The organism is Alsobacter soli, assembly GCF_003004785.1.
Taxonomy (GTDB): Bacteria; Pseudomonadota; Alphaproteobacteria; order Rhizobiales; family Beijerinckiaceae; genus Alsobacter; species Alsobacter soli.
The window spans coordinates 88,901-114,757 of record NZ_PVZS01000010.1; the positions used below are offsets into that span (position 1 = coordinate 88,901).

The 25,857-nt window shown below is 70.8% G+C and carries 24 protein-coding genes and 1 riboswitch; of the genes, 15 read left to right on the forward strand and 9 right to left on the reverse strand.

What is annotated here, in order from left to right:
- Positions 1 to 50 precede the first annotated feature (50 nt).
- The 5 genes from SLNSH_RS10940 to SLNSH_RS10960 all read left to right on the forward strand — a co-directional run bounded on the left by SLNSH_RS10940 (position 51) and on the right by SLNSH_RS10960 (position 3,744).
- Positions 51 to 290 (forward strand): hypothetical protein, encoded by a 240-nt coding sequence (locus SLNSH_RS10940; protein ID WP_106336966.1) that lies wholly within the window; start codon positions 51 to 53, stop codon positions 288 to 290.
- A gap of 90 nt (positions 291 to 380) precedes the next feature.
- Positions 381 to 1,121, forward strand: a complete 741-nt coding sequence (locus SLNSH_RS10945; protein WP_106336967.1) for a metallophosphoesterase family protein — start codon at positions 381 to 383, stop codon at positions 1,119 to 1,121.
- Between the two features lie 3 nt (positions 1,122 to 1,124).
- Positions 1,125 to 2,528, forward strand: coding sequence for a bifunctional serine/threonine-protein kinase/universal stress protein (locus SLNSH_RS10950; RefSeq protein WP_106336969.1), 1,404 nt, complete (start codon positions 1,125 to 1,127; stop codon positions 2,526 to 2,528).
- 53 nt (positions 2,529 to 2,581) lie between these two features.
- Complete coding sequence (locus tag SLNSH_RS10955) at positions 2,582 to 3,115, forward strand: cupin domain-containing protein (RefSeq protein ID WP_106336970.1); 534 nt, start codon at positions 2,582 to 2,584, stop codon at positions 3,113 to 3,115.
- A gap of 2 nt (positions 3,116 to 3,117) precedes the next feature.
- Positions 3,118 to 3,744: a UdgX family uracil-DNA binding protein gene (locus SLNSH_RS10960; RefSeq protein WP_425352991.1), complete on the forward strand. Its 627-nt coding sequence runs from the start codon at positions 3,118 to 3,120 to the stop codon at positions 3,742 to 3,744.
- Between the two features lie 299 nt (positions 3,745 to 4,043).
- Here the strand turns inward: SLNSH_RS10960 and betC are convergent, their stop codons facing one another.
- On the reverse strand, positions 4,044 to 5,594 hold the full coding sequence (gene betC / locus SLNSH_RS10965) for a choline-sulfatase (RefSeq protein WP_106336972.1): 1,551 nt from the start codon (positions 5,592 to 5,594) through the stop codon (positions 4,044 to 4,046).
- A 193-nt stretch (positions 5,595 to 5,787) separates the two neighbouring features.
- Here betC and wrbA point away from each other — a divergent pair, with 193 nt between their 5' ends.
- Complete coding sequence (wrbA, locus tag SLNSH_RS10970) at positions 5,788 to 6,387, forward strand: NAD(P)H:quinone oxidoreductase (RefSeq protein ID WP_106336973.1); 600 nt, start codon at positions 5,788 to 5,790, stop codon at positions 6,385 to 6,387.
- 131 nt (positions 6,388 to 6,518) lie between these two features.
- Here wrbA and SLNSH_RS10975 read toward each other — a convergent pair whose 3' ends face one another.
- The 3 genes from SLNSH_RS10975 to thiM are packed head-to-tail and all read right to left on the reverse strand — an operon-like array spanning position 6,519 to position 9,039.
- On the reverse strand, positions 6,519 to 7,583 hold the full coding sequence (locus tag SLNSH_RS10975; RefSeq protein WP_106336975.1) for a TRAP transporter substrate-binding protein: 1,065 nt from the start codon (positions 7,581 to 7,583) through the stop codon (positions 6,519 to 6,521).
- Positions 7,580 to 8,230, reverse strand: coding sequence for a thiamine phosphate synthase (thiE, locus tag SLNSH_RS10980; protein ID WP_106336977.1), 651 nt, complete (start codon positions 8,228 to 8,230; stop codon positions 7,580 to 7,582). Before thiE ends, SLNSH_RS10975 begins: the two co-directional genes overlap by 4 nt.
- Positions 8,227 to 9,039: a hydroxyethylthiazole kinase gene (thiM, locus tag SLNSH_RS10985; RefSeq protein WP_245422244.1), complete on the reverse strand. Its 813-nt coding sequence runs from the start codon at positions 9,037 to 9,039 to the stop codon at positions 8,227 to 8,229. The genes thiE and thiM overlap by 4 nt, the downstream gene beginning before the upstream one ends.
- A 33-nt stretch (positions 9,040 to 9,072) precedes the next feature.
- Positions 9,073 to 9,171: riboswitch (TPP riboswitch) on the reverse strand.
- 190 nt (positions 9,172 to 9,361) lie between these two features.
- Between thiM and SLNSH_RS10990 the strand changes: the two genes are divergently transcribed.
- A complete protein-coding gene (locus SLNSH_RS10990; RefSeq protein ID WP_106336978.1) occupies positions 9,362 to 11,005 on the forward strand; it encodes a Na/Pi cotransporter family protein in 1,644 nt (547 codons plus the stop codon).
- A gap of 135 nt (positions 11,006 to 11,140) precedes the next feature.
- On the opposite strand, the gene gluQRS is transcribed toward SLNSH_RS10990, so the two are convergent.
- Positions 11,141 to 12,031 (reverse strand): tRNA glutamyl-Q(34) synthetase GluQRS, encoded by an 891-nt coding sequence (gluQRS, locus tag SLNSH_RS10995; protein ID WP_106337138.1) that lies wholly within the window; start codon positions 12,029 to 12,031, stop codon positions 11,141 to 11,143.
- 68 nt (positions 12,032 to 12,099) lie between these two features.
- Between gluQRS and SLNSH_RS11000 the strand changes: the two genes are divergently transcribed.
- The 4 genes from SLNSH_RS11000 (at position 12,100) to SLNSH_RS11020 (ending at position 15,630) form a co-directional block, all read left to right on the forward strand.
- Positions 12,100 to 12,762 (forward strand): DNA-3-methyladenine glycosylase family protein, encoded by a 663-nt coding sequence (locus SLNSH_RS11000; RefSeq protein ID WP_106336980.1) that lies wholly within the window; start codon positions 12,100 to 12,102, stop codon positions 12,760 to 12,762.
- Between the two features lie 309 nt (positions 12,763 to 13,071).
- The gene (locus SLNSH_RS11005) at positions 13,072 to 13,740 is read left to right on the forward strand and encodes an alpha/beta hydrolase (protein ID WP_106336982.1); all 669 of its coding nucleotides are present in this window, start codon (positions 13,072 to 13,074) and stop codon (positions 13,738 to 13,740) included.
- A gap of 289 nt (positions 13,741 to 14,029) precedes the next feature.
- Positions 14,030 to 15,187 carry an iron-containing alcohol dehydrogenase gene (locus tag SLNSH_RS11015; protein ID WP_106336985.1) on the forward strand — a complete coding sequence of 386 codons (1,158 nt, stop codon included), beginning with the start codon at positions 14,030 to 14,032 and terminating at the stop codon, positions 15,185 to 15,187.
- Positions 15,187 to 15,630 carry an acyl-CoA thioesterase gene (locus tag SLNSH_RS11020; protein ID WP_106336986.1) on the forward strand — a complete coding sequence of 148 codons (444 nt, stop codon included), beginning with the start codon at positions 15,187 to 15,189 and terminating at the stop codon, positions 15,628 to 15,630. The genes SLNSH_RS11015 and SLNSH_RS11020 overlap by 1 nt, the downstream gene beginning before the upstream one ends.
- A gap of 268 nt (positions 15,631 to 15,898) precedes the next feature.
- Here the strand turns inward: SLNSH_RS11020 and tlpA are convergent, their stop codons facing one another.
- A complete protein-coding gene (gene tlpA, locus SLNSH_RS11025; protein WP_106336988.1) occupies positions 15,899 to 16,585 on the reverse strand; it encodes a thiol:disulfide interchange protein TlpA in 687 nt (228 codons plus the stop codon).
- 30 nt (positions 16,586 to 16,615) lie between these two features.
- Here tlpA and argH point away from each other — a divergent pair, with 30 nt between their 5' ends.
- The 3 genes from argH (at position 16,616) to lysA (ending at position 19,699) form a co-directional block, all read left to right on the forward strand.
- Positions 16,616 to 18,043: an argininosuccinate lyase gene (argH, locus tag SLNSH_RS11030; protein WP_106336989.1), complete on the forward strand. Its 1,428-nt coding sequence runs from the start codon at positions 16,616 to 16,618 to the stop codon at positions 18,041 to 18,043.
- 71 nt (positions 18,044 to 18,114) lie between these two features.
- The gene (gene lptM / locus SLNSH_RS11035) at positions 18,115 to 18,393 is read left to right on the forward strand and encodes an LPS translocon maturation chaperone LptM (protein ID WP_106336991.1); all 279 of its coding nucleotides are present in this window, start codon (positions 18,115 to 18,117) and stop codon (positions 18,391 to 18,393) included.
- 37 nt (positions 18,394 to 18,430) lie between these two features.
- Entirely contained in the window at positions 18,431 to 19,699 is a 1,269-nt protein-coding gene (lysA, locus tag SLNSH_RS11040; protein ID WP_106336992.1) for a diaminopimelate decarboxylase, read from the forward strand.
- 243 nt (positions 19,700 to 19,942) lie between these two features.
- Here the strand turns inward: lysA and SLNSH_RS11045 are convergent, their stop codons facing one another.
- Complete coding sequence (locus tag SLNSH_RS11045; RefSeq protein ID WP_106336994.1) at positions 19,943 to 22,447, reverse strand: methyl-accepting chemotaxis protein; 2,505 nt, start codon at positions 22,445 to 22,447, stop codon at positions 19,943 to 19,945.
- A 129-nt stretch (positions 22,448 to 22,576) separates the two neighbouring features.
- The gene (locus SLNSH_RS11050) at positions 22,577 to 23,152 is read right to left on the reverse strand and encodes a GNAT family N-acetyltransferase (protein WP_146140245.1); all 576 of its coding nucleotides are present in this window, start codon (positions 23,150 to 23,152) and stop codon (positions 22,577 to 22,579) included.
- Between the two features lie 204 nt (positions 23,153 to 23,356).
- Here SLNSH_RS11050 and zapE point away from each other — a divergent pair, with 204 nt between their 5' ends.
- Complete coding sequence (gene zapE, locus SLNSH_RS11055) at positions 23,357 to 24,532, forward strand: cell division protein ZapE (protein ID WP_106336998.1); 1,176 nt, start codon at positions 23,357 to 23,359, stop codon at positions 24,530 to 24,532.
- A 15-nt stretch (positions 24,533 to 24,547) separates the two neighbouring features.
- Here zapE and SLNSH_RS11060 read toward each other — a convergent pair whose 3' ends face one another.
- Positions 24,548 to 25,834, reverse strand: coding sequence for an NRAMP family divalent metal transporter (locus SLNSH_RS11060; protein WP_106337139.1), 1,287 nt, complete (start codon positions 25,832 to 25,834; stop codon positions 24,548 to 24,550).
- Positions 25,835 to 25,857: the final 23 nt, after the last annotated feature.

Genomic DNA, 25,857 nt, shown 5'->3' on the forward strand with positions numbered 1-25,857 from the left:
GCATTGCGGGCGGACGTTCAGCCCCTGGACATCACGGAGAGGAGGTCGCCATGCCGGACGATTGGACGCTCGAGACCGTGCAGGCCCTGAAGAAGATGGCCGAGCAGCGGGAGCCCGCCTCGGCCATCAGCATGAAGCTCGGCATGGACCTCACCGCAGTCCGCGCCAAGCTGCTGCAGCTCGGCTTCGCGCCGGCTCCGGACGTGCGGGACGGCGACGCCGGCGAGTCGGCCCAGGCGGCCCGTCCGGATGGCGAGCGGGAGCAGGAGCAGCGGCTCCACACGCTGTGAGGCTCCGGCGCCCCTCCGGATGGACGGCTAGGCAGGACGGGGATATTCGGCTCCCATAAGGACGGCGCGTCAGGCGCCGGGGGTCAGCCCGTGTCGATTGCGCTCTTCTCCGACATCCACGCGAACCGCGAGGCCTTCGAGGCCTGCCTGTCGGACGCGCGGCGCCGCGGCGCCTCGCGCTTCGTGCTGCTGGGCGACTATGTCGGCTACGGGGCCGATCCGGTTTGGGTGCTCGAGACCGTGGCGGACCTCGTGGCCAAGGGCGCGGTCGCCGTGCTGGGCAACCACGACGCGGCCGTGGGGACGCCGGACACGGCCATGAACCCCGTCGCAACTGCGGCGCTCGACTGGACGCGGCGCCAGCTCGGGACCGTGCACAAGACCTTCCTGAAGAACCTGCCGCTCAAGGTCGTGGAGGAGGGCCGGCTCTACGTCCACGCCAATGGCTGGGCGCCCGGCGACTGGGGCTACATCACCTCCGCCGTGGAGGCCGAGCGCAGCATGCGGGTGGCCCCGCAGCAATGGACCTTCTGCGGGCATACCCATGTGCCCGCCCTCTACCACATGTCCCCCCAGCGGCCGCCCGGCGCGTTCTCTCCCCCGCCGAACAAGCCGGTGCCGCTGGCGGCCTCGCGGCGCTGGCTCGCGGTGCTCGGCTCCGTCGGGCAGCCGCGGGACGGCAATCCGGCGGCCTGCTACGGGCTGCTGGAGCATTCGCCGCTCTGCCTCACCATGGTGCGGGTTCCCTACGACGCCGAAGCCGCCGCCCGGAAGGTGGCGGCGGCCGGACTGCCGGACAGCCTGGGACGCCGCCTTCTCACAGGACGCTGACCCATGCGCCGCGCCCGCCCCGAACAAGGCGACGTGATCGACGGCTTCCGGCTGGACGCCTGCATCCACCGCGGCGCCATGAGCGCGCTCTGGCGCGTCAGCCGGACCGAGGGGGAGTGCGACGACCCACCGCTGCTCATGAAGATCCCCACCCTGGCGGAAGGCGAGGACGTGTCCGCCATCGTGGGCTTCGAGACGGAGCAGATGATCCTGCCCCGGCTCACCGGGCCGCATGCGCCCCGCTTCGTGGCCGCCGGCGACTTCGCGCAGACGCCGCACCTCGTCATGGAGCTTGTCGAGGGCCGAAGCCTCCACGACATCGCCAAGGAAGGCCCGCTGCCGGCCGACCGCGTCGCCGCCATCGGGGCAAGCGTCGCGCGGGCGCTGCAGGATCTTCACCGGCAGCACGTCATTCACCTCGACCTGAAGCCCGCCAACATCCTCATCCGGCCGAACGGCGAGGCGGTGTTCATCGACTTCGGCCTCTCGCGCCATGACGAGTTGCCGGACCTCCTCGGCGAGGAGTCCGACGTGCCGATGGGGACCGCGCCGTACATTTCGCCCGAGCAGGTCATCGGGGTGCGCTGGGAGCCCAAGAGCGACCATTTCGCTCTCGGCGTCATCCTGTACGAGCTCGTCACGGGCAAATGGCCGTTCGGCAACCCGCAGCGGAAATCCGGAATGATGCGGCGAATCTGGCGCGACCCGGTCCCGCCGCGCGCGATCAACCCGGATTGCCCGCCATGGCTGCAGGAAGCCATCCTGCGCTGCCTGTGCGTCGACCCGGCCCGACGGTACGGCAGCGCGGCGCAGCTCGCCTTCGCGCTGGAGAATCCCGACCAGGCGACCCTGACCGAGCGGGCCACCCGGCTGAAGCAGGACGGGTTCTGGACGGTGCTGCGGCGGCGCCTCAAGGCGCCCACCCGCCCCTCCCCGGCCCAGATCCGGATCGCGGCGGAGCTCGACGCGGCGCCCATCGTGATGGTCGCCGTGGACCTGGCGAACGGCGTGAACGAGCTCGCCGAGCGGGTGCGGGTCCAGGCGGGCCGCGCCGTGGAGGCGGAGCCGGGCGCGCGCCTCGCCTGCGTCACGGTGATCAAGACGGCGCTGCTGTCGCTGGAGGAGGACGTCGACGACCAGGGCCGCACGGCCTATCTCCAGCGCCTGATCGAGTTGAAGGACTGGGCGCGGGCGCTGAACCTGCCTCAGGACACGATCAGCTTCCACGTGCTCGAGGCGCTCGACCCCGCGGCGGCGCTGATCGACTACGTCCGCAAGAACCAGGTCGACCACGTGGTCCTGGGAGCCCGCGGCAGCTCGGCGCTGCGCCGCTATCTCGGCAGCGTGTCGTCCCAGGTGGTGGCGGAGGCGCCCTGCACGGTGACCGTCGTGCGGCTGCCCGGGTGAGGAACCCTCGTGGCGAGCCCGGGGTTTCGGTGGGCGTCGCAGGAGGATCCGCCATGAGCGCATCGCCGGAAGCCCATCGCCTCCAGCCGAACGGGGCCATCCCCAACTCCAAGCTGCCGCTCCTGGTGTATCGGGAGGCCGTGGCGCCGGGCGGCGACGTGGCCCGGGCCTTCGAGCGCATCTTCGCCGCCAACGGCTGGACGAACAGCTGGCGCAACGGGGTCTATGACTACCACCACTTCCACAGCACCGCCCACGAGGTGCTGGGCGTCTCCCGGGGCGAAGCCAAGATCCAGTTCGGCGGCGAAGGCGGGCCCGTCGTCGCCGTGCAGGCCGGGGACGCCGTGGCGATCCCGGCCGGAGTGGCCCACTGCAACCGCGGCCAGTCGGACGATTTCGAGATCGTGGGCGCCTATGACCGCGGCCGGGACTGGGACGTCCGCAAAGGCGTTCCGGCTGAGTTCGAGGCGGTGAAGAAGGCCATCGCCGCCGTCCCGGCGCCGCGGGCCGATCCCCTCCATGGGGAAACCGGTGAGTTGCCGAGCCTCTGGGCCGGCGTCCCCGAGGCTCCTCCGGGCGTCGCCTAGCCGTGTCGGTCGACCTGGCGCTCCCGCCGGGGCTCGACAGGGCGCCGGCCAGGCTGGACGAGCTCTATGCCCGCATGGCCGAGATGGAGCCGCCGCGGCCCGGGCTGGGCCGCTTCGTGCCGGGGGAAGGGCCGGTCGGAGCGCCGATCCTGTTCGTGGGCGAGCAGCCGGGCGACCAGGAGGACATCCAGGGCCGTCCCTTCGTGGGACCGGCCGGCAAGCTCCTCGACCGGGCGCTGGGCGACGCCGGCGTGCCTCGGGACCGGGCCTATGTCACCAACGCGGTGAAGCGCTTCCACTTCACGCAGCGCGGCACGCGGCGCATTCACGGGAAGCCTACGGCCGGCGACATCCGGAAAGAGCGCTGGTGGCTGGACAAGGAAATCCAGCTGGTCGGACCACGCCTCGTTGTGGCGCTCGGCGCCACGGCCATTCAGGCGCTCGCCGGCAAGGCGCTGCCGGTGGGCCGGAACCGCGGCCCCATCCGCTGGCCGGGCGACCGGGACGGCTTCGTCACCGTGCACCCGTCCGGGCTCCTGCGCCTCCAGGACGACGACGAGCGCCACAGGGCCTACGAGGCCTTCGTGGGCGACCTCCAGCGCATCGGCGAGCTGGCGCAGGCTACCTAGAGCAACGCGGTCGAGAGCGCGCAGCTTCACGGGAGGGTCTACGGCCGCAGGCCGGCGGGGTGAGGTGCCTCGCGCCCGGCGAGGGCGCGTTCGAGCGACGCCTTTGAATTCGACGCACCATGCCCGGCCTCACCCCACCCCGCTGCGCGGCGCCCCTCCCCCTCAAGGGGAGGATGCGCGGCGGCGACACCTCCGCCCGTCATCGCGAGCGAAGCGAAGCGATCCAGGGCCGCCTCGCGCCTGCTCTGGATTGCTTCGTCGCTGCGCTCCTCGCAAAGACGGGGAGAGCGGGCGCGGGCCTAGCGCCCGGGCTTTTTCACCGCCTCGGGGGCGGGCGGGAATCGGGAGAGAAGGTCGGTGGCGGTCACGTCGCGGTGGTTGCGGGTGTACTGCTCGGAGGCGTCGCGCAGGGGCTGGAAGTCCCAGGGGAAGACGTGGCCCTTCGTGAGGGCCTTGAACACCAGAAGGCGCTGCTGCTGGCTCGAGATCACCTCGTCGCGAATGGCGTTCCGGTCGAAGCCCGACAGGGCGCGCTTCATCTCGTCGACGCGCGCCGCCTGCGCCGGATCGGCGGCCAGGTTCGCGTTCTCGTGCGGGTCGGACGCGAGGTCGAACAGCTGGTCCGGGTCGGTGTCGCAGACCACCAGCTTCCAGTCGCCCTGGCGGACCATGTACATGGGCGCGTGGACGCCCTCTGCGAGGTATTCGCCAATCACAATGCGCTCCGGATCATCGCGCCCTTCCATCAGCGGCGCGAGGCTGCCGCCGTCGACCGGCCGGGCCAGCGACGCCGAGCCTTTCGACCTGGCGATGTCCACCAGCGTCGGGAGGAGATCCGTAATCGACGCCGCCGCCTTCACCCGGCGGGGCGCGAAGCGCTTCGGCGCGTGCACGATCAGGGGCACGCGGGCGGAGTGCTCGCGGTAGCTCATCTTGTACCAGAGCCCGCGCTCGCCCAGGAAATCGCCATGGTCCGAGGTGACCAGCGTGACGGTGTCCTCCGCCAGCCCGCAGGTCTGCAGCGTGTCCATCAGACCCGCGATCAGGTCGTCCACATAGGTGATGTTGGCGTAGTAGCCATGGCGGGAGGAGCGGATATCCGCCTCCGTCACGTCATAGTCGTCCATGGCCGACATGTCATGAAGGCGCCGGCTGTGCGGATCCATGTCCGCGTAGGGGACCGTTGGCGTGGCGGGCATGTCGATGTCCGCGTCCCGGTACTGGTTCCAGTATTTCGCCCGCGCCGCGTAGGGATCATGCGGGTGGGTGAAGGACACCATCAGGCAGAAGGGCAGGGTGTCGCGGTAGCGGGCGAAGTCGAACAGCCGGCGCTTCGCCAGGAAGGCGACCTCGTCGTCATATTCGAGCTGGTTGGTGATCTCGGCGATCCCGGCCTGCTTCACCGAGGTCATGTTGTGATACCACCAGTCGATCCGCTCCTGCGGCTTCGTCCAGTCCGGCGTCCAGCCGAAGTCGGCCGGGTAGATGTCGGTGGTCAGGCGCTCCTCGAAGCCGTGAAGCTGGTCGGGACCGACGAAATGCATCTTGCCGGAGAGGCAGGTTCGGTAGCCCTCCAGCCGCAGGTAGTGCGCGAAGGTCGGAATGGAGGAGCGGAACTCGGCGGCGTTGTCGAAGGCGCCGGTGCGCGAGGGCAGCAGGCCCGACATCATGGCGGCGCGGGCCGGGGCGCAGAGCGGGCTGTTGGTGTAGGCGTTTTCGAACACCACGCCCTCGGCCGCGAGCCGGTCGAGAGCCGGCGTCTTCACCACCTTGTGGCCGTAGGCCGGCAGGAAGGGCGCGGACAGCTGGTCTGCCACGATCAGCAGGATGTTGGGCTTCTTGTCGGCCATTCCGGGGCTCCTCGTCGAATCGCGCCATCGTGGCAGGACCACGTCCGGGTGACTTTTCCCTGAACGACTGTCGGTTCTGCAAGCGGACGCTTGCATGACTCGGCCTTGCCGATCGGGCCTGGCAGGACGAAGTGTGGCGGCGAAGGCCGGCGCGGCCCCGACATTCCAAACCATTCCCCGCGTGGAGATTCCAATGACCAAGGTCCTGGTGCTGTATTACTCGTCCTACGGCCACATCGAGACGATGGCCAAGGCGGTCGCCGAGGGCGCCCGGGAGGCCGGCGCCGAGGTGGCGCTGAAGCGCATCCCCGAGACGATCCCGACCGAGGTGGCCAAGAGCTTCGGCTTCAAGACCGAGCACGACACCCCCGAGGCGACCGTCGCGGAACTCCCCGAGTACGACGCCATCATCTTCGGCTCGCCCACGCGCTTCGGCAACGTGGCCGGCCAGATGCGGACCTTCTTCGACCAGACCGGCGGGTTGTGGGCGCAGGGCAAGCTGATCGGCAAGGTGGGCTCGATCTTCACGTCGTCCGCCACCCAGCACGGCGGCCAGGAGTCGACGATCCTTAGCCTCATCCCGACCCTGCTGCACCACGGCATGGTGGTGGTCGGCCTGCCCTATTCCTTCGCGGGCCAGATGGGCCTCGAGGAGATCAAGGGCGGCTCGCCCTACGGCGCCTCGACCATCGCGGGCGGCGACGGCTCGCGCCAGCCTTCGGCCGTCGAGCTCGACGCAGCCCGCTTCCAGGGCAGGCACGTCGCGCAGATCGCCGGCAAGCTGCGGGGCTGATCCCCGTTACTTCGCCGAAGCGGCTCCCAGCCCCCCAAGCCGCTTCGACCAGACGGCCTCCGGCCCCCCTCCGGAGGCCGTTCTGCATTGAGGCGCCGCGCCTCCTCCGCTGCGGCGAGGGAAAGGTGCAATCAGCCGCGCAGGGCCTGGGCCATGTAGCCCTGGATCCTCGCCCAGGGCCGGCCCTCGGACGATGCAGTCCGGTACGAGGCGACGATCTCGCCAGCCAGCGGGGTCTTGGCGGCCACCCGGTCGAGCACGGCATCGGCCGCCTTGCGCGCAGCGGCGAGAACGTCGGCCGGGAAGGGCGTGGGCCTGGCGCCCATGGACACCAGCTTGACGATGGCCTCGGCGTTGGAGCGCTCGGCGTCGGCGAGGCCAGCCGCGTGCTCGGCCGCGCAGGCCGCCTCGACGATGGCCTGCAACTCGGGAGCCAGCTTCTCCCAGGCCTTGGTCGCCACGAGCGCCTCGGCGGCGCCGTTGGGCTTGTTGAAGCCCGGCATGTAGTAGACCGGCGCGACGCGGTGGAAGCCGAGGGGCAGGTCGTTGGCGGGAGACAGCAGTTCGACCGCGTCGATGACGCCGCGCTCCAGGGCGGGGTAGACGTCGCCGGGCGGGATCGACTGCGGCACGGCGCCCAGCTCGGCGTAGACGTCGCCGCCAAGGCCCTGGACGCGGATGCGCAGGCCCTTCAGGTCGGCGGCGGAGCCGAGCTCCTTGCGGAACCAGCCGCCCATGGACGGGCCTGTGTTGCCGGCCAGCAGGCCACGCACGCCGAAGGGCTCGTAGAGCCTGTCCCAAAGCGCCTGTCCGCCCCGCTCGGCGAGCCAGGCCTGGTGCTCGACGGCCGCCATGCCGAAGGGCGCGGTGGTGAACAGGGACGCGGCGGGGGCCTTGCCCTCCCAAAAGAACGAGGCCGTGTGGCCCATCTCCACCGTGCCGTTGGACACCGCGTCCAGCACCGCGAAGGCGGGGACGATCTCGCCCGCGGCGAAAAGGTCTATCTGGAGGCGGCCGCCGGACATGCGCGCCACGCGCCCGGCCAGGCGGGCGGCGGAGACGCCGGGGCCGGGCAGGTTCTTGGGCCAGGAGGTGGCCATGCGCCAGCGGATGGGGGCGTCGGCCCGGACGAGGGCCGGGGCGGCCAGCAGGCCCGCTCCGGCGGCGCCCAGCGCGAAACGACGGGTCGTCTTCATGGGCGCGCCGCTCGCGCTTCGCCGATGATGGAGGCGAGCTCCCGGGCGGCCGCTTCGGGATCCTCCGCCGCGCAGATGGCCGAGACCACCGCGACGCCCTCGACCCCGGTCGCGATCACGTCGCGGGCGTTCGCAAGGCCTATGCCGCCGATGGCGACCTTGGGCAGCGGATGCAGCGGCAGCAGCCGGGCCAGGCCGTCCACGCCGATCGGAGGGTCGTGGTCCGGCTTGGTGCCGGTGGCCCTGACGGGGCCCACGCCGAGGTAGTCCACCACGCCGGCGGGGACGGCGGCGAACTCTTCCGCCGTGCCGGCCGACAGGCCCAGGATCATGGCCGGGCCGATGCGGTCGCGCACGCGGCGCGGGTCGCCGTCGTCCTGGCCGATGTGGACGCCGTCGGCGCCCACCGCGCAGGCGATGTCGACCCGGTCGTTGACGACCAGCGGCACGCCGAGCGGGCGCAGGAGGGCGAGCAGGTCCTCCGCGTCGCGCGCGAAGGCGCGGTCGTCGGACATCTTGTCGCGCAGCTGGACCAGCGTGGCGCCGCCACGCACCGCCGCTTCCACGGTGGCGCGCAGGCCGCGCGGCCGGACGAGGGCCGGGTCGGTGACGAGATAGAGCGAGAGGTCGAAGGCGGGACGGGTCATGCGGTGATCCTTGCGCCGGCGGCGAGATCCTCGGGCGTGACGGCGGCGAGTTCGTCGAGGAGGCGGGCCTGGAACATGCCGGGCCCGGGCTCGCCCGCGGCGGCGCGCTCGCCGGCCAAACCGAAATAGGCCAGGGCGGACGCCGCGCCGGCGAGGGCGGGCGCGCCGGCCCCCAGGACGGCGGCGCACAGGGCGCCGGCGGCGCAGCCGGAGCCGGTGATGCGGCCCATGAGCGCGTGACCGTTGTGGACCTGGAGAACGCCGACGCCATCCGTCACGAGATCCACCCGGCCGGTGGCCGCCACGGCGCACCGCAGGCGCCGAGCGAGCGCCACCGCGGCGTCCTGGACGGCGCGGCTTTCGCCCTCCTCCGAGTCCACGCCCCGCCCCGCCGGGCGGCCGGTGGCGAGGGTGACGATCTCGGCGGCGTTGCCCTTCACGAGCGTCGGCCCAATCGCGAGGATCCGCGCCGCCGCCTCCTGCCGGAACGGCGAGGCGCCCACGCCGACCGGGTCGAACACCCACGGCGCGCCCGCCGCCCTGGCCGCCTCCGCGGCCGCCACCATGACCTCCACCCGGTCGCGGGTGAGCGTGCCGATGTTGACCAGCAGCGCGCCGGCCCGGGCCGCGATGACGGCCGCCTCCTCCGGCGCGTGCGCCATCACGGGGGAGGCCCCGGCGGCGAGCAGCGCGTTGGCGGTGACGTTGGCGACCACGTCGTTGGTGAGACAGTGCACGAGCGGGCGCTTCCAGCGCAGGGCGGCCAGCGCTTCGGACGCGGTCTCGGGCGAAACGGCGGTTGTGCTCACGTGCGTCTCTTCCCCCATGCGGAAGAGACGCCAGGCGCGCCTGGAAGCCTCTCCCTTCGCTGGCATGACCCAGATCAGGTTCGATGGGTATGATCTCAGCCGTCCTTGCGGACGGCACCCCACGGCGCGTCCAACTTAATCACGACCGGCCGGCCTCACAAGCGCCTGCGGCTGCGTGCGGCTCCGGGCAGGGCGGAACCGCGCGGGAGGTTGCGCGTTCGTCGCGCCGACGAAAAATCCAGGTCGCGTTTGCGTTCTTTTCATTCAGGCAAGCTGTCATATGGTGACTCCGCCCCCTCCTCCCGACGCGTGAGGCCCCCGCATGTCCGCCACGCAGGTCATCATCCACCTCTTCGGCGACATCGCACTGCTGCTGTGGGGCATCCACATGGTGCACAGCGGCGTCATGCGGGCCTTCGGCAGCGAGCTGCGCCGGGTGCTGGGCGCCGGCCTGAAATCCAGGCCCAGCGCCTTCGCGGCGGGCGTCGGGGTGACGGCCGTGCTGCAGAGCAGCACCGCGACGGCGCTCATGGCGACCTCGTTCGCCGCGGAAGGGGTCGTGTCGCTGGTCCCGGCGCTCGCGCTCATGCTGGGCGCGAATGTGGGCACCACCCTCATCGTCCAGGCTTTCTCGTTCGACATCGGGCTCGTGTACCCGGTGCTGATCCTCGCGGGCGTCACCGCCTTCCGGCGCGGCGGCCGCACGCTGACGCGCGACCTCGGCCGGGTCGGCATCGGGCTCGGCCTGATGCTGCTGTCGCTGCACCTGCTCACGGAGGCGATTTCTCCCATCGAGACCGCGCCGGCGGTGCGCGACCTGCTCGCGGCGCTGACCCGCGAGCCCGTGCTCAACCTCGCCATCGCGGCCATCATCACCTGGGCCGCCCATTCCAGCGTCGCCATCGTGCTGTTCGTGATGTCGCTCGCCGCCGCCGGCGTCCTGTCGCCCTCGGCGGCGCTCGCCATGGTGCTGGGCGCCAACCTGGGCAGCGCGCTCAACCCCGTTCTGGAGGGAACCGGCGGCGACCCCCTGCGCCTGCGCCTGCCGCTCGGAAACCTGGTGAACCGGGCCGTTGGCTGCGCCATCGCCCTGCCGCTGCTGCCCTGGATCGTGTCCTGGCTCGCCGTGCTGGACGCCTCGCCGGCGCGGATGGCGGCGCTGTTCCACATGGCTTTCAACATCGTGCTGGCGCTCGCCGCCATGCCGCTGCTGGGCCCCTTCGCGCGCCTGCTCACCAAGCTCTTGCCGCAGAAGATCCAGGCCAACGACCCGGGCACGCCGCAATATCTCGACGCCTCGGCCCTGGAGACGCCCAGCGTGGCGCTCTCCAACGCGGCGCGAGAGTCGCTGCGCATGGCCGACGTGGTGGAAGCCATGCTGCGCGGCTCGCAGGATCTGATCCACAGCGGCGACCGCAAGCGCGTCGCCGAGATCGGCCGGCTGGACGACATCGTCGACCGCCTCCATGGCGAGATCGAGCGCTACCTCACTGCGATCAGCCGCGAGGCCTCCAGCGACGCGGAGACGCGGCGGCTCGCCGACATCCTGGGCTTCACCATCAATCTCGAGCACATCGGCGACATCGTCGACAAGAACCTCAAGGAGCTCGGGGCCAAGTGCATCAAGAACCGGCTGAAGCTCTCGCCCGAGGGCCTGGCCGAGATCGACGGCATGCACCAGCGGCTCATCGACCACATGCAGCTCGCCATCGCGGTCTACATGAGCGGCGACATCAACGCCGCGCGCCGGCTCGTGGCCGAGAAGGAGCAGTTCCGCGAGCTGGAGCGCATCGCCACGGAGCGGCATTTCGAGCGCGTGCGCGACGGCGACACGGCGTCCATCGAGACGAGCGCCATCCAGCTCGACATCGTGCGGGACCTGAAGCGCATCGAGGCGCACATCGCCTCCGCAGCCTATCCGCTGCTGGAGCAGAGCGGCGTCCTGCGGCAGAGCCGGCTGAAGTAGCGGGCGCGGTGTCCCCCTCGCCCTTGCCAGGGGTGGGGGTGGGAGTCTCTCAGCCCCCGTTCCGTTCGGCGAATCCGCTACAGCTGCGCGACCCCCTCCCTCAATCCCTCCCAAGGGGGGCGGCGACGCCCAGACCTAGGCGATCAGCGCGCCCAGCCGCCGTCGGATCTCGCCCGGGGTCACGCCCTCGGCCCTTAGGCTGCGCAGGGCCGTGGAGCGGATCGACTTGGAGAGCTTGCGGCCGTCGGCGTCCAGCACCAGGCCGTGGTGATGGTAGACCGGCGTCGGCAGGCCGCGAAGGCGCTGCAGCAGGACGTGGATGTGGGTCGCCTCGCGCAGGTCGGCGCCGCGCACGACGTGGGTGACGCCCTGCAGGGCGTCGTCGTGGGTCACCGCCAGATGATAGCTGGCCGGCACGTCCTTGCGGCCGATCACGACGTCGCCCCAGCGGGCCGGGTCGGCCTCGACGTGGCGGCCGCCGTCCGAAGCCGGGTCCCACTCCGTCCAGCCCAGCGGCGCGTCTCCGGCCGCCTCCAGGGCCGCCGCCATGGCGAGCCGCGTCGCGTGCGGCTCCCCGGCGCGGATGCGGCCTTGGCGGTCAGCAAGCGAGAGGCCCGCGCAAGGGCAGACTCCCATCGGGGCGCCATCCGGATCTCGCGGCCAGCTGCGGCCCGGGGCTTCGGCCTCAGCCACCCGGGCCGCGATCTCGCCGCGGGTGCAGAAGCAGGGGTAGGTGAGCCCGCGCCGGCCGAGTTCCTGCAACGCCGCCGCATATTCGGCCATGTGCTCGGACTGCCTGCGCGCCGGCTCGTCGAAGCGCAGCCCCAGCCAGGCCAGGTCCTCGACGATTGCGGCTTCGAATTCGGGCCGGGAGCGGCCGATGTCGATATCCTCGATGCGCAGCAGCAGGCGACCGCCGAGCCGCTTGGCCAGGCTGGCGTTGAGCAGCGCCGAGGCGGCGTGCCCCAGGTGCAGGTAGCCGTTCGGGCTCGGGGCGAAGCGGAAAACGGGTTGCGGTTCGGCCAGCTCCGGCCTCCCATGCGGCGCATGTGCGTTCCCCCGTTCCTGCCCCTTCCCGCCCCCTCCGCGCAACCATGATCCGCACCGAAGAGGAGCTCTCCGCCGCGCTCGACGCGCTGGTCGCCCGCGATCCGGCGCTGGCTCCGCTGCGCGCCGCCGTGGGTCCCGTCGCGCCGCGGCGCCGGCCGCCCGGCTTCCCGGGCCTGTGCGCGATCATGATCGGCCAGCAGGTGTCCACGGCCAGCGCCGCCGCCATCTGGACGCGTTTCTCGTCCCGCTTCGACCCGCCGACGCCGGAGGCCATTCTGGCCGCCTCCGAGGAGGACCTGCGCGCCTGCGGCTTCTCGGCCCCCAAGATCCGGGCCGCCAAGGCCATCGCGGAGGCGATCGCCTCCGGGGCGCTGCCCCTGGACGCCCTCGGCGACATGCCCGCGGACGAGGCGCACGCGCTGCTCTGCGCAGTCAAGGGGATCGGCCCCTGGACGGCCGACGTGTACCTGCTGTTCTGCCTCGGCCATCCCGACGCTTTCCCGGCCGGCGACCTCGCCCTGCAGGAAGCCGCCCGCCTCGGCTTCGGCCTCGACGCCCGCCCTAGCCCCAAAGCCTTCACGACGCTGGCCGAGCGCTGGCGCCCCTGGCGGGGCGCGGCCGCCACCCTGCTCTGGGCCTACTACAAGGTCGCCCGAGGCCGCGACGTGATCCCGCCCGGCGACCAGGACCGCCTCGGCGTGGGGTGAAGGGCGCTGACCCAGCGTCCGCCGTCATCCCCGGCGCGCCATGGAGTCGGGAGGCTTTCTCCGTCATTGCGAGCGCAGCGAAGCAATCCAGAAGCCCAATCGCCAAGGTCCCGGCCGGCCGCAATGGATTGCTTCGTCGCTGCGCTCCTCGCAATGACGGAGGAAGACCCTGCGCCGACACTGTCATGGCCGGGCCAGTACCAGCCATGACGGCATCGTGCGGGGGAGATCGCCGGGACGAGCCCGGGGATGACGGTTGAGAGGGGCCGGCTCTATCCTGCAACACGGACATCTGAATCGGAGCCCCGCATGCCTGCAGCCCTCGACGGTCCCCGCCTGCCGCCCCTGTCGGGTGTGGCCCGGCAACTGGTCGTGTTTCTCCACGGCTACGGGGCGGATGGGCGGGACCTCATCGACATCGGCGAGGAATGGCGGGAATGGCTGCCGGACGCCGCCTTCGTGGCCCCGCATGCGCCGGCCCCCTGCGACGGCGCGCCGATGGGCCGGCAATGGTTTCCGCTCACGATGCGCGACCCTCACGAGCGCTGGACCGGGGTCGTGGGGGCGCGGCCGGCGCTGGACGCCTTCCTGGACGCCGAGCTCGCCCGCTGGGGCCTGGACGACAGCCGTCTCGCGCTGGTCGGGTTCAGCCAGGGAACCATGATGGCGCTGCATACTGGCCTGCGCCGCGCCACGGCGCCCGGCGCGATCGTGGGCTTTTCGGGGATGCTGGTCGGCCCGGAGCGCCTGGCCGAGGAGGCGACGGCTGCGCCTCCCGTTCTGCTCGTCCATGGCGACCAGGATCCGGTGATCCCCGTGCAGGCGATGTTCATGGCGGCGATCGGGCTCGCAAAGGCGCAGATGTCCTGCCAGTGGCATCTCTCTTTCGGTGTTGAGCACGGCATCGACGGCGAAGGCCTGCGGCACGCCGGGCAGTTCGTCGCGCAGGCCCTGCTCGGACGCACGCCCGGTTTCTGAAATCCCGCGCTTTGCCGCCGCTCCGGCGCCCGCTACCGTGACTGCGCAAAGAAACACAGGCGATCACACTCCACCGTCATCCCCGGCGGCGCGAAGCGCCGGGAAGGGGATCCAGGGAAACACGCGCGAACGTTGGTTGGGAACGCCGGCGCGATAGGTCGGGCGGCGCGAACCGAAGAAGGGCTCGCGCGCGCTGCCCTGGATCCCCTTCCCCTCCGCGGCTCCGCCGCTCCGGCCGGGGATGACGGCGGTGGAGGTCGCCGCGACAAGAACCCGAGGAAACGCCCCCATGACGCCCTTCACCTTCAACACGGCCAAATCGATCGTCTTCGGCTCGGGCTCCATCGCCCGACTCGGCGAGATCGCGGTCCAGCAGGCGGGGCGGCGCCTGGCCCTCGTGACCGACAAGGGCGTGATCGCCTCCGGGTTGGTCGAACCGGCCCTGGAGGCGCTGCGCGGCGCCGGATGCGAGGTCCAGGTTTTCGACGGCGTGGTGGCCGATCCCCCTGAGGCGGTGGTCCTGCAGGCGGTCGAGGAGGCCCGAGCTTTCGGAGCCGAGGGCGTGGTCGGGCTCGGCGGGGGCTCCTCCATGGACGTGGCCAAGCTGGTCGCCCTTCTGGCCGCAGGGCGCGAGGAACTCGGCGCCATCTACGGCGTCGGCTTCGCCAAGGGGCCGAGGCTGCCGCTGATCCTGGTCCCGACCACCTCGGGCACCGGCTCCGAGGTGACGCCGATCTCCATCGTGACCACGGGCGAGAACGAGAAAAAGGGCGTGGTGTCGCCCGTCATCCTGCCCGACGTGGCCCTGCTCGATCCCGACCTGACCTTGGGGCTACCGCCGCACGTGACGGCAGCCACCGGCATCGACGCCATGGTGCACGCCATCGAGGCCTACGCCTCCGCCTCGCCCAACAACAACCCGCTGTCGAAGATGCTGGCCCGGCAGGCCCTGCGCCTGCTCGGCGGCGCCCTGCTGAAGGTCGTCCGGGACGGCCGCGACAAGGCCGCGCGCGGGGACATGCTGCTGGGCGCCATGCTGGCCGGGCAGGCCTTCGCGAACTCGCCGGTGGCCGCGGTGCACGCCCTCGCCTACCCGATCGGCGGTCGCTACCACGTGCCGCACGGGCTCTCCAATGCCCTCGTGCTGCCGCACGTGATCCGCTTCAACGCTCCGGCGGCGGCCGGCCTCTACGCCGAGATCGCCCCGGACCTGTTTCCGGAGCTGGCGGAGATCGGGACCCAGGCGCGGGCGGACGCGTTCGCGGAAAAGCTCGGCGACCTGGCGCCCTCCTGCAAGCTGGAGAGCCGGTTGCGCGATGTCGGCATCCCGCAGGAAGCGCTGCCGACCCTGGCCGCCGACGCCATGAAGCAGACGCGCTTGCTCGTGAACAACCCGCGTCCGCTGACCGAGGCCGACGCCCTGGCGATCTACCGGCAGGCCTGGTGATGAGCGCGCGCGCCCCACGCCCCACCCGGGCGGACTTCCGGCTGTTCCGCCCCATCCAGACGCGCTGGTCGGACAACGACGCCTATGGGCACGTGAACAATGTCGTCTACTACGAGTGGTTCGACACGGCCGTGAACGCCTGGCTGGTGGAGAACGGCTTCCTGGACATCGTGAACGGCGACGTCATCAACCTCGTGGTGGAGACGAGCTGCAGCTACTTCGAGAGCATCTCGTATCCCGAACAGGTGGACATCGGCATCGCGGTCGAGCGGCTGGGGACGAGTTCCGTCACCTACACGCTTGGCGCGTTCCGGCGAGGCGAGGAGACAGCGGCCGCCCTTGGGCGCTTCACCCACGTCGCCGTGGTGCGCGCCACCCAGCGGCCCACGCCCATCGCGCCGCCGCTGCGGGCGGCGCTGGAAGGGCTGATGCGGCCTGGCTGAATGCGTCATCCCCGGCCGGAGCGGCGAAGCCGCGGAGGGGAAGGGGATCCAGGGTCGCCCTGCTTCAGCGTGGGGCGGCAACCGGAAAGCCCGCAGCGGGTGTTTCTCGGCGGCGCGAACCGGGCAAGCCCGGAGCGGGTGTTTCTCGGCGGCGCGAACCGGGCAAGCCCGGAGCGGGTGTTTCTCGGCGGCGCGAACCGGGCAAGCCCGGAGCGCGCGGTCCTGGATCCCCTTTCCGCGCCTTCGGCGCGCCGGGGATGACGGGTGATCAGCTGGCGGGCTTGCCGATCGCGGCGCGGAGGAGCTTGAGGGCGTCCTCGCTCGACCACTCGGCAGGGCCCGCGAGGCTCGCCAGTTCGCAGCCCCGGCGGTCGACGATGATCGAGGTCGGCATGCCGAAGGCCTTGCCGATGGCCTTCAGCTCCTGGAACACCTTGGCGCTCGGGTCCGCGTGGTAGGCGAGCCTGGAGATCTTGTTCTCGTCCAGCCACTGCTTCGGCTTGTCGAGGTTGCGGGTGTCGATGTTCACGGCCACGACCTGGAAGTCGTCGCCGCCCAGCTTCTCCTGCAAGGCGTCGAGGGCCGGCATCTCGTGGCGGCAGGGCGCGCACCAGGTGGCCCAGAGATTCAGCAGCACCGTCTTGCCGCGCAGGTCGGCCAGCGTCATCGGCTTGCCGTCGGCGTCGTTGAAGGCCAGCGTCGGCAGGAGCTTGGGCGTCTTGTTGACCTGCACGGCCGCAACCTCGCCCTTCGCCAGGGGCGCCATGGCCTCGGCGACCGACCGGGCGGGCGCGCAATCGGCGTCGCCGGCGTTGCCCCAGCCCCGGTTCGTCCCGTATAGGACCGCCAGCCCGAGCGCAGCCGCGACCGCGAGCGCTCCCACGACCGTGAAGCGTCGGCGGGGGCCCGGAGCCTGCGGCTTGGTCTCGGGCGCGTTCGGGGCCTGGTCCGTCATATCCGTCCTGCGTTGGGAATCGAGAGACACATGAGCAACACGATGTGGGGCGGCCGTTTCGCGAGCGGCCCGGACGCCATCATGGAGGAGATCAACGCCTCCATCGACTTTGACAAGGCCCTCTGGCGCCAGGACATCCGCGGCTCGCGCGCGCACGTCGCCATGCTGGCGCAGCAGGGCATCGTCACGGACGCGGACGCCAAGGCCATCACGGACGGTCTAGCCGCCGTTGAGGCCGAAATCGAGGCGGGGGATTTCACGTTCTCGCGGGCGCTCGAGGACATCCACATGAACGTGGAGTCGCGCCTGGCCGCCCTCGTGGGCCCGGCCGCGGGGCGCCTGCACACGGCGCGCTCGCGCAACGACCAGGTGGCCACGGACATGCGCCTGTGGGTGCGCGACACCGTGGACGCGCTCGACGCGCAGCTCGCGGACCTGCAGCGCGCGCTCGCCGAGAAGGCGCTCGCGCACGCGGGCGCGGTGATGCCCGGGTTCACGCACCTGCAGAGCGCGCAGCCGACCACGTTCGGGCACCACCTGCTCGCGTATGTGGAGATGCTCGGGCGCGACCGCGGGCGCTTCGCGGACGCGCGCGCGCGCATGAACGAGTGCCCGCTGGGCGCGGCCGCGCTGTGCGGGACCTCCTTCCCCATCGACCGCCACGCGACGGCGGCGGCGCTGGGGTTCGACCGGCCTACGGCGAACTCGCTCGACAGCGTGTCGGACCGCGACTTCGCGCTCGAGGCGCTGGCGGCGGCGTCGATCTGCGCCGTGCACCTGTCGCGCTTCGCGGAGGAGATCGTCCTGTGGACGACCCCGCAGTTCGGGCTGGTGAAGCTTTCCGACAAGTTCACCAGCGGCTCGTCCATCATGCCGCAGAAGCGCAACCCGGACGCGGCGGAGCTGGTGCGCGGCAAGGCGGGGCGCATCATCGGGGCCCTCAACGGCCTGCTGATCGTCATCAAGGGCCTGCCGCTGAGCTACGCCAAGGATATGCAGGAGGACAAGGAAGGCACCTTCGACGCCCTCCAGTCGCTGTCGCTCTGCATCGCCGCCATGGCCGGCATGGTGCGGGACATGGAGCCCGAGCTGAAGGCCATGAAGAAGGCCGCAGGCCTGGGCTACGCGACCGCCACGGACCTCGCCGACTGGCTGGTGCGGACGCTGAAGACGCCGTTCCGGCAGGCCCACCACGTCACCGGCCGCATCGTCGGCCTCGCGGCGGCCAAAAACGTCGGCCTGGAGAAGCTCAGCCTCGCCGAGATGCAGGCCGTCGAGCCGTCCATCACCCAGGACGTCTTCGAGGTGCTCGGCGTGGAGCGCTCCGTGCGCAGCCGCACCAGCTACGGCGGGACCGCTCCCACCGAGGTGAAGAAGCAGGCCAGGCGCTGGCTGGCGAAGCTCGACAAGGAAGCCAAGGCCGCCGACCGCGCCGGAGAGGCCGCGAAAAGCCGCTGACCTGTAGCCCGGGCGCCGCTTCCGCGCCGCCGGGCTTCCGCTATAGTGCCGCTGCTTTGGAGTTCCCGCCGGTGCCGTTTCCCGTTCTTTCGCCGTCCCGCGCCCTCGCCCTCGGGCTGAGCGCCGTTCTGCTGGTGTCTCTCGGCGCCTGCGGCCGCAAGGGCCCGCTCGAGCCGCCTCCCGGCGCAGTGGCTGCGAAACCGGACCCGCTGGCGCAGCCGGAGGACGATCCGAACGCGGCGCGCACCATCGCGCCATCGATCTCCCCGGTGGCGTCCGGCTCGCAAAAGGCCAAGGGCAAGCCGATCAAGGCCCCCAAGGAGCCTTTCATCCTGGATCCGATCCTCTAAGTGTTTGGGGGCCGCCCGGCCCCACGGGACACCCGTCATGCACCATTTCGATTACATCGGCGGCGTCATGCACGCCGAGGGCGTGGACCTGCGGCGCATCGCCGAAGAGGTCGGCACGCCTTTCTATTGCTACTCGACCGCCACGCTCGAGCGGCATTACCGCGTCTTCGCGGACGCCTTCGCGGATCGTCCCTCCCTTGTCTGCTACGCCATGAAGGCGAACCCGAACCAGGCCGTGCTGCGCACGCTGGCGCGGCTCGGCGCCGGCATGGACGTCGTCTCCGAAGGCGAGCTGCGCCGGGCGGTGGCGGCGGGCGTGCCCGGCTCGCGCATCACCTTCTCGGGCGTCGGCAAGACCGAGCGCGAGATGGCCTACGGCCTGGAGCAGGACATCCTGTGCTTCAACGTCGAGTCCGAGCCCGAACTCGCCGTCCTTTCGGCCGTCGCGACCCGGATGGGGAAGGTGGCCGCCATCGCGATCCGGGTGAACCCGGACGTGGACGCCAAGACCCACCACAAGATCTCCACCGGCAAGTCCGAGAACAAGTTCGGCATCCCGATCTCGCACGCGCGCGAGGTCTACGCCCGGGCCGCCAAGCTGCCCGGGATCAGGGTGACCGGCGTCGATATGCATATCGGCTCGCAGATCACCGACATGCAGCCGTTCGAGGACGCGTTCGCGCTGTTGTCAGACTTCGTGCGTGAGCTGCGCGCGGACGGCCACCCCATCGACCACGTCGATCTCGGCGGCGGGCTGGGCATCCCCTATCGCGAGAACAACGAGCCGCCGCCCCTGCCGGCCGACTATGCGGCGATCGTGAAGCGCCACACGCGCGACCTTGACTGCACGCTGGTGTTCGAGCCCGGCCGCCTGATCGTCGGCAACGCCGGGGTGCTGGTCACCAGCGTGATCTACGTGAAGCACGGCGACGGGAAGACCTTCGTGATCGCCGACGCGGCCATGAACGACCTGATCCGCCCGACGCTCTACGAGGCGCATCACGACATCAAGCCCGTGTCGCTCCCGGACGGGAATGCGCCACGCATCACCGCCGACGTGGTCGGCCCGGTGTGCGAGACGGGCGACTACCTCGCGCTGGACCGCGAGATGGCGGAGCCGAAGCCCGGCGACCTCCTCGCGGTCATGACCGCAGGGGCCTACGGGGCGGCGCAGTCGGGCACCTACAACTCGCGCCGGCTCATCCCGGAGGTGCTGGTCTCGGGCGACCGCTACGCCGTGATCCGCCCGCGGCAGACATACGAGGAACTGATCGGGCTCGACCGCGTCCCGGACTGGCTGGCGTAAGGAACGCTCCTGCTCGCGAGTCCACCAGGCCTCTGCCGTCATCCCCGGCCGGAGCCGCGCAGCGGCGGAGGGGAAGGGGATCCAGGGCCATGCGCGCCTTGCCCCCGATCCCCTTCGCGCGCCTTCGGCGCGCCGGGGATGACTGCGGGAGATGCAGCCGAGCGGGCCTAGGCGGCAGAGCCGCCCTAAGCAGGTTACGAGCATGGAGGCTGCCAGGGGCGACGGCGCCTGGCGCCCAGCGGCTCACGCCGCCCGGCGGCGGGCGGCGGCGGTGCGGTCGCTTCCGGTGCGGAAGCCGGCCACGAGTCTTTCGAGATCCTGGATTTGCGTGGTGAGCGAGGCGGCCGAGGCGGCGCTTTCCTCCGCGAGGGCGGCGTTTTGCTGGGTGGTGGCGTCGAGGGTGGAGATGGCCGAGCTGATCTCGTCGATGCCGGTCGCCTGCTCGGCGGTGGATGACGAGATCTCCGCGATCGTATCGAAGACGTCCTTGGACGCCTGCACGATCTGCTCGAGCGCATCCCCGGCCGACTTCACCAGCTTCACGCCCCCGACGACTTCCGCAGTTGACGTCGTGATCAGCCCCGTGATGTCCTTGGCGGCCTCGCTGGAGCGCTGCGCCAGGGTTCGGACTTCCGACGCCACGACCGCGAAGCCCTTGCCGGCTTCGCCCGCGCGCGCCGCTTCCACGGCCGCGTTCAGGGCCAGAAGGTTGGTCTGGAACGCGATGTCGTCGATCACCGAGGTGATGTCGGCGATGCGCCGCGACGATTCCTCGATCCGCGAGATGGCTTCCACGGCCTGGCTCACGACGACCCCGCCTTCCGAGGCGCTGTGCTTGGCGCGCTCGGCGAGGGCGGCCGCCTGGCGCGCCGACTGGGCGCTCGCCTTCACGGAGGCGGCCAGCTCTTCGGTGGTGGCGGCGTTCTCCTCCAGGCTCGCCGCCTGGTCCTCCGTGCGCCGGGCCAGGTCGTTGGAGCCGTACTGGATCTCGTTCGCCGCCGTGGCGACCTCCGAGGCCGTGCGCTGGATGGTGCGGATGGTGTCCGCCAGCCGCGCGATGGTGTCGTTGATGGCCTCCTGAAGGCGGCCGAACACCCCGTCGTAGCTGTTGGCCACCGGCCGGGTCAGGTCCCCGGCGGCCAGGGCCGTGAGGGACTCCGCGAAGTCCTTGGACGCGTTCTCGACCAGGTCCGCGAAGGCGTTGAGCCCCTGCGCGATCTCGCGCGCCGCGCTCTTCTTGCCATCCATGGAGACGCGGCGGCTGAAGTCGCCCTGGCCCGCGGCGCCCACGATGGCGGCGATCTCCCGTTCGGCGGCGAGTTCGGCGGTGATGTCCGTCCACACCAGGACGCTTCCGACGCGGTGGCCGGTGTCGTCCTGGACGTTGCTCATGTCGACGTCGATCACGTGGCCGCCGACCTCGTAGCGCACGCGGCGGCGGCGGCCGTCGTCGGACATGAGCTCGCGCTTCAGGTTGGCGTTGTCGTTGTAGTAGTCGATCTTCTCGCCATACATGCCCTTGACGGAGAAGTCCTCCTTGGCGGCCCTGAACTGGGGCTCGAGCTCCATGAAGAGCTGGATCAGGCCGTTGCTGAGGAAGATGATGCGATCCTCGCTGTCCGTGATCATCAGCATCATGCCGGAGCCGTTGATGCCGGCTGTCGTGAGAGCCTGCTCGCCGCTCATGCCCTGGAGCTTGCGCAAGGCGCGGGCGATCTCGCCGAATTCGTTGTTCAGCTGGGTCCCGGGCACCGCGGAAAGGTAGTCGCCGGCCTGAAAACGGCCAATGGCCGCCAGCACGCCGCCGAGCGGCCGCCGGATGGATGAGATCACCATCACGAGGGCCAGGGCGCCCAGGGCGAGCGCGAAGCCCACGATGGCCATCTTCTGCAGCCGGTCGGCCTCGAACCCGGCGATTCGGGCCTGCAGCAGACGAACCAACTCGCCTTCCGCCTTGGCCCAGAGGCCCCGGACGGCGCCTTGGACCTGGACCAGCGCCTGGTCGCTTTCGGCGGCGGCGGCGGGCTGGCCCGCTTCAGCCTTCGCCAGCAGGCGAGCGATGGCGGAGTCGGCGTCCTTCCAGGCTCCCTCAGCGGCGGCGTTGACGTCCTTGAGGGCGGCGCGGACCAAACCGTCCGGGTTGCCGTCCATCGCGGCCGCGATCGACCCGCCAGTCGCCGCCTGTGCGGCCTGGTAGCGCGTCGAGGCGGCCACAAGGGCGCGCAGTGCGCCGCCGCTGGGAGCGCCGGCGGACGCATAAGGCTTCAGGGCTTCGCGAAGAGCGTACAGGGAGGCCATCAATTCGGGCATGCGCACCGTGACGGCGTCCATCAGGTAATAGGAGTCCAGGTCCGGATCGAGCGTCAGGTTGGAGCCGTCAGCCACCTTGGAAATCGCGGCCCGCCCGGCTTCCGCCAACGCCGAGGGCGTGGCGCGCCGCGTCGCCACGGCGACGAAGTCATTGACGGCCTCGCGGCTCTTGAACAACTCGTCCCGATCAGCCGGCCGGCGGCTCAACTCCAGCACGCGGGCGCCAGAGGCCGCCTCCATGTCGGCGAGAACGGGCCACAGCGCCTCGATGTAGCGGGCCCCTTCCACCTCGCGGCTGGCGAAGGCGATATCCTTGCCGACCTGGTCGAGGTAGAGCTTCGTCATGAGACCGAAGGGTCCCGCCAGGATCATGATGATCAGCATGATCTTGTGTCCGACGGTCACCTTCCGTCCGCGGATCAGCCTCAACGCATCCATGGTGGTCGCCCCCGAGCCTGGCCTAGGCCTATCAGCTCGGAATACCAACAAATGCGAGTTAAAAAATATCAAACCCGCTCAAGTAGTACTTGCCTAAAGTTTCAGCAACAAAGCAATTTCTTGCCCGTCTTAGCGCCAGGGAAGCAATTCCCGCCAGCGGGCAGGCAACTGCAAGATGGCGGTCGTGAACGGGCCAACGCCGCCCGGTCCGACCGGCGGAGCCTGGCTGGAAGACGGAACGGCCGCGTCCAGGATGCCGAGCACGCCATCCGCCTCGAAGGTGAGCTCCGCAGAAAATTTCCGGGCGAGCGCCTGCATGGCCCGGTTCTGGGCCAGGCAGTTCATGTAGAGCCGGCGAAGCTTCAGGCCACGGGCCTCGGCCAGCAGCCGCGCGAACAAGGCCGTGCCGATGCCGCGGCCCAGGAAGTCTCCTTCCGTGCTGAAGGCCGCCTCGGCCTCATGGCGGCCCAGCGGCCGCAGTTCGGCTGCGGCGCGCAGACAGCCGCCCTGGACATAGCCCAGCAGGACGGCGCCATTGGAAAACGCCTGTCCGGCGTAGCGCTCCAGAAAGGCGTCGCTGACGCCCATGGCGAACCGGTTGCGCCGGACCTGGTCGTCCAACCGCAGCAGGTGGTCTCGAAAGAGGGTGACGTCTTTGGGCGTTAGGGGCCGGATCGCGCCGGCGGGGGCATGCGCTTGTCCCATAGGCCTCAAGGTCCTGTTGATGGAGGGCAGGGCCTCGAGCGTTCGCTCCCGAATCGCATTGATTATGTTGCAATGCAGCAAAGCCGGCAACCGTTCCGCCAGCCGGACCGCTTCGGTCCGCACGCGGCGAAGACCAAAGGCGGCGTTGCGGCAGGCCCCTTCAGGCGTTAAGTCCATGCCGCCCGCCTCCGGAGTCCCCTCCCCGTGTCTGTCGCCATCGCCGAACGCTATCGCGCGCTCGTCGCCTCGGGCGCGATCGAAGCCGATTCCGCCCAAAAGGCGGTCGTGGCGAGGCTCGATCGGCTCGCGGCGGCGCTCGCCGACCGTCCCCTGGCGCGCAAGAGCCGCGCCCTGGGGTGGCTGTTCAGCAAGAGCGCGACAACCGAACCGCTGCGTGGGCTCTATGTCTGGGGCTCTGTCGGCCGCGGCAAGACCATGCTGATGGACATGTTCCTGGAAGCCGCGCCCGTGGCGGACAAGCGGCGCGCCCATTTCCTGTCCTTCATGGCCGACGTGCACGAGCGCATCCATGCGTTTCGGCAGAAGGTGAAGCGCGGCGAAGTGAAGGACACCGACCCGATCCCGCCGGTGGCGGCCTCCATCGCGGCGGAATCGACGCTGTTGTGCTTCGACGAGTTCACGGTGACGGACATCGCCGACGCCATGATCCTGGGCCGCCTGTTCACGGCGCTCTTCGCCGAGGGCGTGACCGTGGTGGCCACCTCCAACGTGGAGCCGGACCGGCTCTACGAAGGCGGCCTGAACCGCGCGCTTTTCCTCCCGTTCATCGCGCTCCTGAAGGAGCGCATGGAAGTGGTGCGACTGGACGCGCGGACCGACTACCGGCTGGAAAAGCTGGCCGGGGCCGCTGTGTGGCACGTCCCGGCGGACGCGGAGGGCCGGCGACGCCTCGACGAGGCCTTCCACCGCCTGATCGGAGGCGCGCACGCGGCGCCGCTCACCCTGACGGTGAGGGGCCACCCCCTGGAGGTGCCCGCCGCGGCCCACGGGGTGGCGCGTTTCTCCTTCCCGGATCTCTGCTCCAAGCCGCTTGGCGGATCGGACTTCCTGGCGGTGGCGGAGCGCTTCCACACGGTGCTGATCGACGGCATCCCGGTGATGGGGATCGAGCGCCGCAACGAGGCCAAGCGCTTCATCATGCTGATCGACGCGCTCTACGACACGTCGGTGAAGCTGGTCGCCACCGCGGACGCCGAGGCGCAGGACCTCTACACGGCCACCGAGGGCCGGGAGGCGTTCGAGTTCGACCGCACGGTGTCGCGGCTGATCGAGATGCGCTCGGAGGACTACCTGGCGCTGCCGCACGGGCGGCGCGACCGGGCCGTCACGGGCAACACGACGGGCCTGGTCGAGACCTGATCCCGGGGCCGCCGCTCACGCAGCCCACGACGCCAGCATGGCGACCACCACGAGGGCCATCACGGCCGTGGCGGCCCAGCCGCCGACCCGCAGGGCGGGGCCGGCCACGGCCGGGCCCATCGCCTTGCGGCTCGACGCGATGCGCATCATCACGGCCATGACAGGCGCCGCCACCACGCCGTTGATCACGGCGGACCAGAACAGCATCTTGATCGGGTCGAGGGGCGACAGGCCGATCACGGCGCCAATAAGCGTCGAGCCAGCGATAATCGCGTAGAAGCCACGCGCCTCCAGCGGCTTCAACTCCAGGGAGGAGCGCCAGTCGAAGGCTTCCGCCACCGCATAGGCCGCCGAGCCGGCCAGCACCGGGACCGCGAGCAGGCCGGTGCCGAGGATCCCCAGGGCGAACAGCAGGAAGGTGAGATCCCCGGCGAGCGGACGCAGCGCCTCCGCGGCCTGGGCGGAGGTGTCGATCTGCGTCACGCCCTCGGCGTGCAGGGTGGCCGCCGTGGTGACGATGATGCAGGCCGCAATGACGTTGGAGAAGCCCATGCCGACGGCGGTGTCGATCCCGATGCGCCGCAGAACCGGCTTCGTGCTGGCGTGGTAGTCGCGCAGCGCCCGGGTGGCGCGCGCGAGCTTCATGTCCTCCACCTCTTCGGCGGCCTGCCAGAAGAACACGTAGGGGCTGATGGTGGTGCCGAACACGGCCACCACGGTCACGATGGCGTCGCGGTCGAGCGCGTAGTGCGGCCACAGCGCGCCCCAGGCCACCTGCGCCCACGGGACCCGGATGGTGAGCACCGTTCCGACGTAGAAGAACAGCACCATGGTGAGCCCCTTCAGGAAGGGGGCGTAGCGGCGGTAGGGCGCGAGCACCTCCAGGGCCACGCAGGCGGCGCCGAGGAGCAGCGCGTAGAGGGCTCCCTTGCCTCCGATCACGAGCGCGAGGGCCGAGCCCATGGCGGCGAGGTCGGCGGCGATGTTGATGGTGTTGGCGGCCAGCATCAGGATCACGATCCAGGCCATCGCCCAGGCGGGGAAGACGCCCCGCATGTTGGCGACCACGCCCTTGCCGGTGGCGCGGCCTATGCGGGCGCTCACCACCTGGATGGCGACCATGAACGGATAGGTGATGATCACGGTCCAGAGCAGGCCGTAGCCGAACTGGGCGCCGGCCTGGGAATAGGTGGCGACGCCGGAGGGGTCATCGTCCGCCGCGCCGGCAACGAGTCCGGGGCCGAGCAGGCGCAGGATGGCGTGGCGGGGGTGGGGCTTGCGCGCCTTGGCGTGGACGGACACGAGGAGATCCGGAGTTTCGGCGA

What these genes read in the sequence shown, in the direction of transcription:
- SLNSH_RS10940 (WP_106336966.1), top strand. Translation starts at nt 51, where the DNA reads ATGCCGGACGATTGGACGCTCGAGACCGTGCAGGCCCTGAAGAAGATG.
- SLNSH_RS10950 (WP_106336969.1), top strand. Translation starts at nt 1,125, where the DNA reads ATGCGCCGCGCCCGCCCCGAACAAGGCGACGTGATCGACGGCTTCCGG.
- SLNSH_RS10955 (WP_106336970.1), top strand. Translation starts at nt 2,582, where the DNA reads ATGAGCGCATCGCCGGAAGCCCATCGCCTCCAGCCGAACGGGGCCATC.
- betC (WP_106336972.1), bottom strand. Translation starts at nt 5,594, where the DNA reads ATGGCCGACAAGAAGCCCAACATCCTGCTGATCGTGGCAGACCAGCTG.
- wrbA (WP_106336973.1), top strand. Translation starts at nt 5,788, where the DNA reads ATGACCAAGGTCCTGGTGCTGTATTACTCGTCCTACGGCCACATCGAG.
- SLNSH_RS10975 (WP_106336975.1), bottom strand. Translation starts at nt 7,583, where the DNA reads ATGAAGACGACCCGTCGTTTCGCGCTGGGCGCCGCCGGAGCGGGCCTG.
- thiE (WP_106336977.1), bottom strand. Translation starts at nt 8,230, where the DNA reads ATGACCCGTCCCGCCTTCGACCTCTCGCTCTATCTCGTCACCGACCCG.
- SLNSH_RS10990 (WP_106336978.1), top strand. Translation starts at nt 9,362, where the DNA reads ATGTCCGCCACGCAGGTCATCATCCACCTCTTCGGCGACATCGCACTG.
- SLNSH_RS11000 (WP_106336980.1), top strand. Translation starts at nt 12,100, where the DNA reads ATGATCCGCACCGAAGAGGAGCTCTCCGCCGCGCTCGACGCGCTGGTC.
- SLNSH_RS11005 (WP_106336982.1), top strand. Translation starts at nt 13,072, where the DNA reads ATGCCTGCAGCCCTCGACGGTCCCCGCCTGCCGCCCCTGTCGGGTGTG.
- SLNSH_RS11015 (WP_106336985.1), top strand. Translation starts at nt 14,030, where the DNA reads ATGACGCCCTTCACCTTCAACACGGCCAAATCGATCGTCTTCGGCTCG.
- SLNSH_RS11020 (WP_106336986.1), top strand. Translation starts at nt 15,187, where the DNA reads ATGAGCGCGCGCGCCCCACGCCCCACCCGGGCGGACTTCCGGCTGTTC.
- tlpA (WP_106336988.1), bottom strand. Translation starts at nt 16,585, where the DNA reads ATGACGGACCAGGCCCCGAACGCGCCCGAGACCAAGCCGCAGGCTCCG.
- argH (WP_106336989.1), top strand. Translation starts at nt 16,616, where the DNA reads ATGAGCAACACGATGTGGGGCGGCCGTTTCGCGAGCGGCCCGGACGCC.
- lysA (WP_106336992.1), top strand. Translation starts at nt 18,431, where the DNA reads ATGCACCATTTCGATTACATCGGCGGCGTCATGCACGCCGAGGGCGTG.
- SLNSH_RS11045 (WP_106336994.1), bottom strand. Translation starts at nt 22,447, where the DNA reads ATGGATGCGTTGAGGCTGATCCGCGGACGGAAGGTGACCGTCGGACAC.
- SLNSH_RS11050 (WP_146140245.1), bottom strand. Translation starts at nt 23,152, where the DNA reads ATGGGACAAGCGCATGCCCCCGCCGGCGCGATCCGGCCCCTAACGCCC.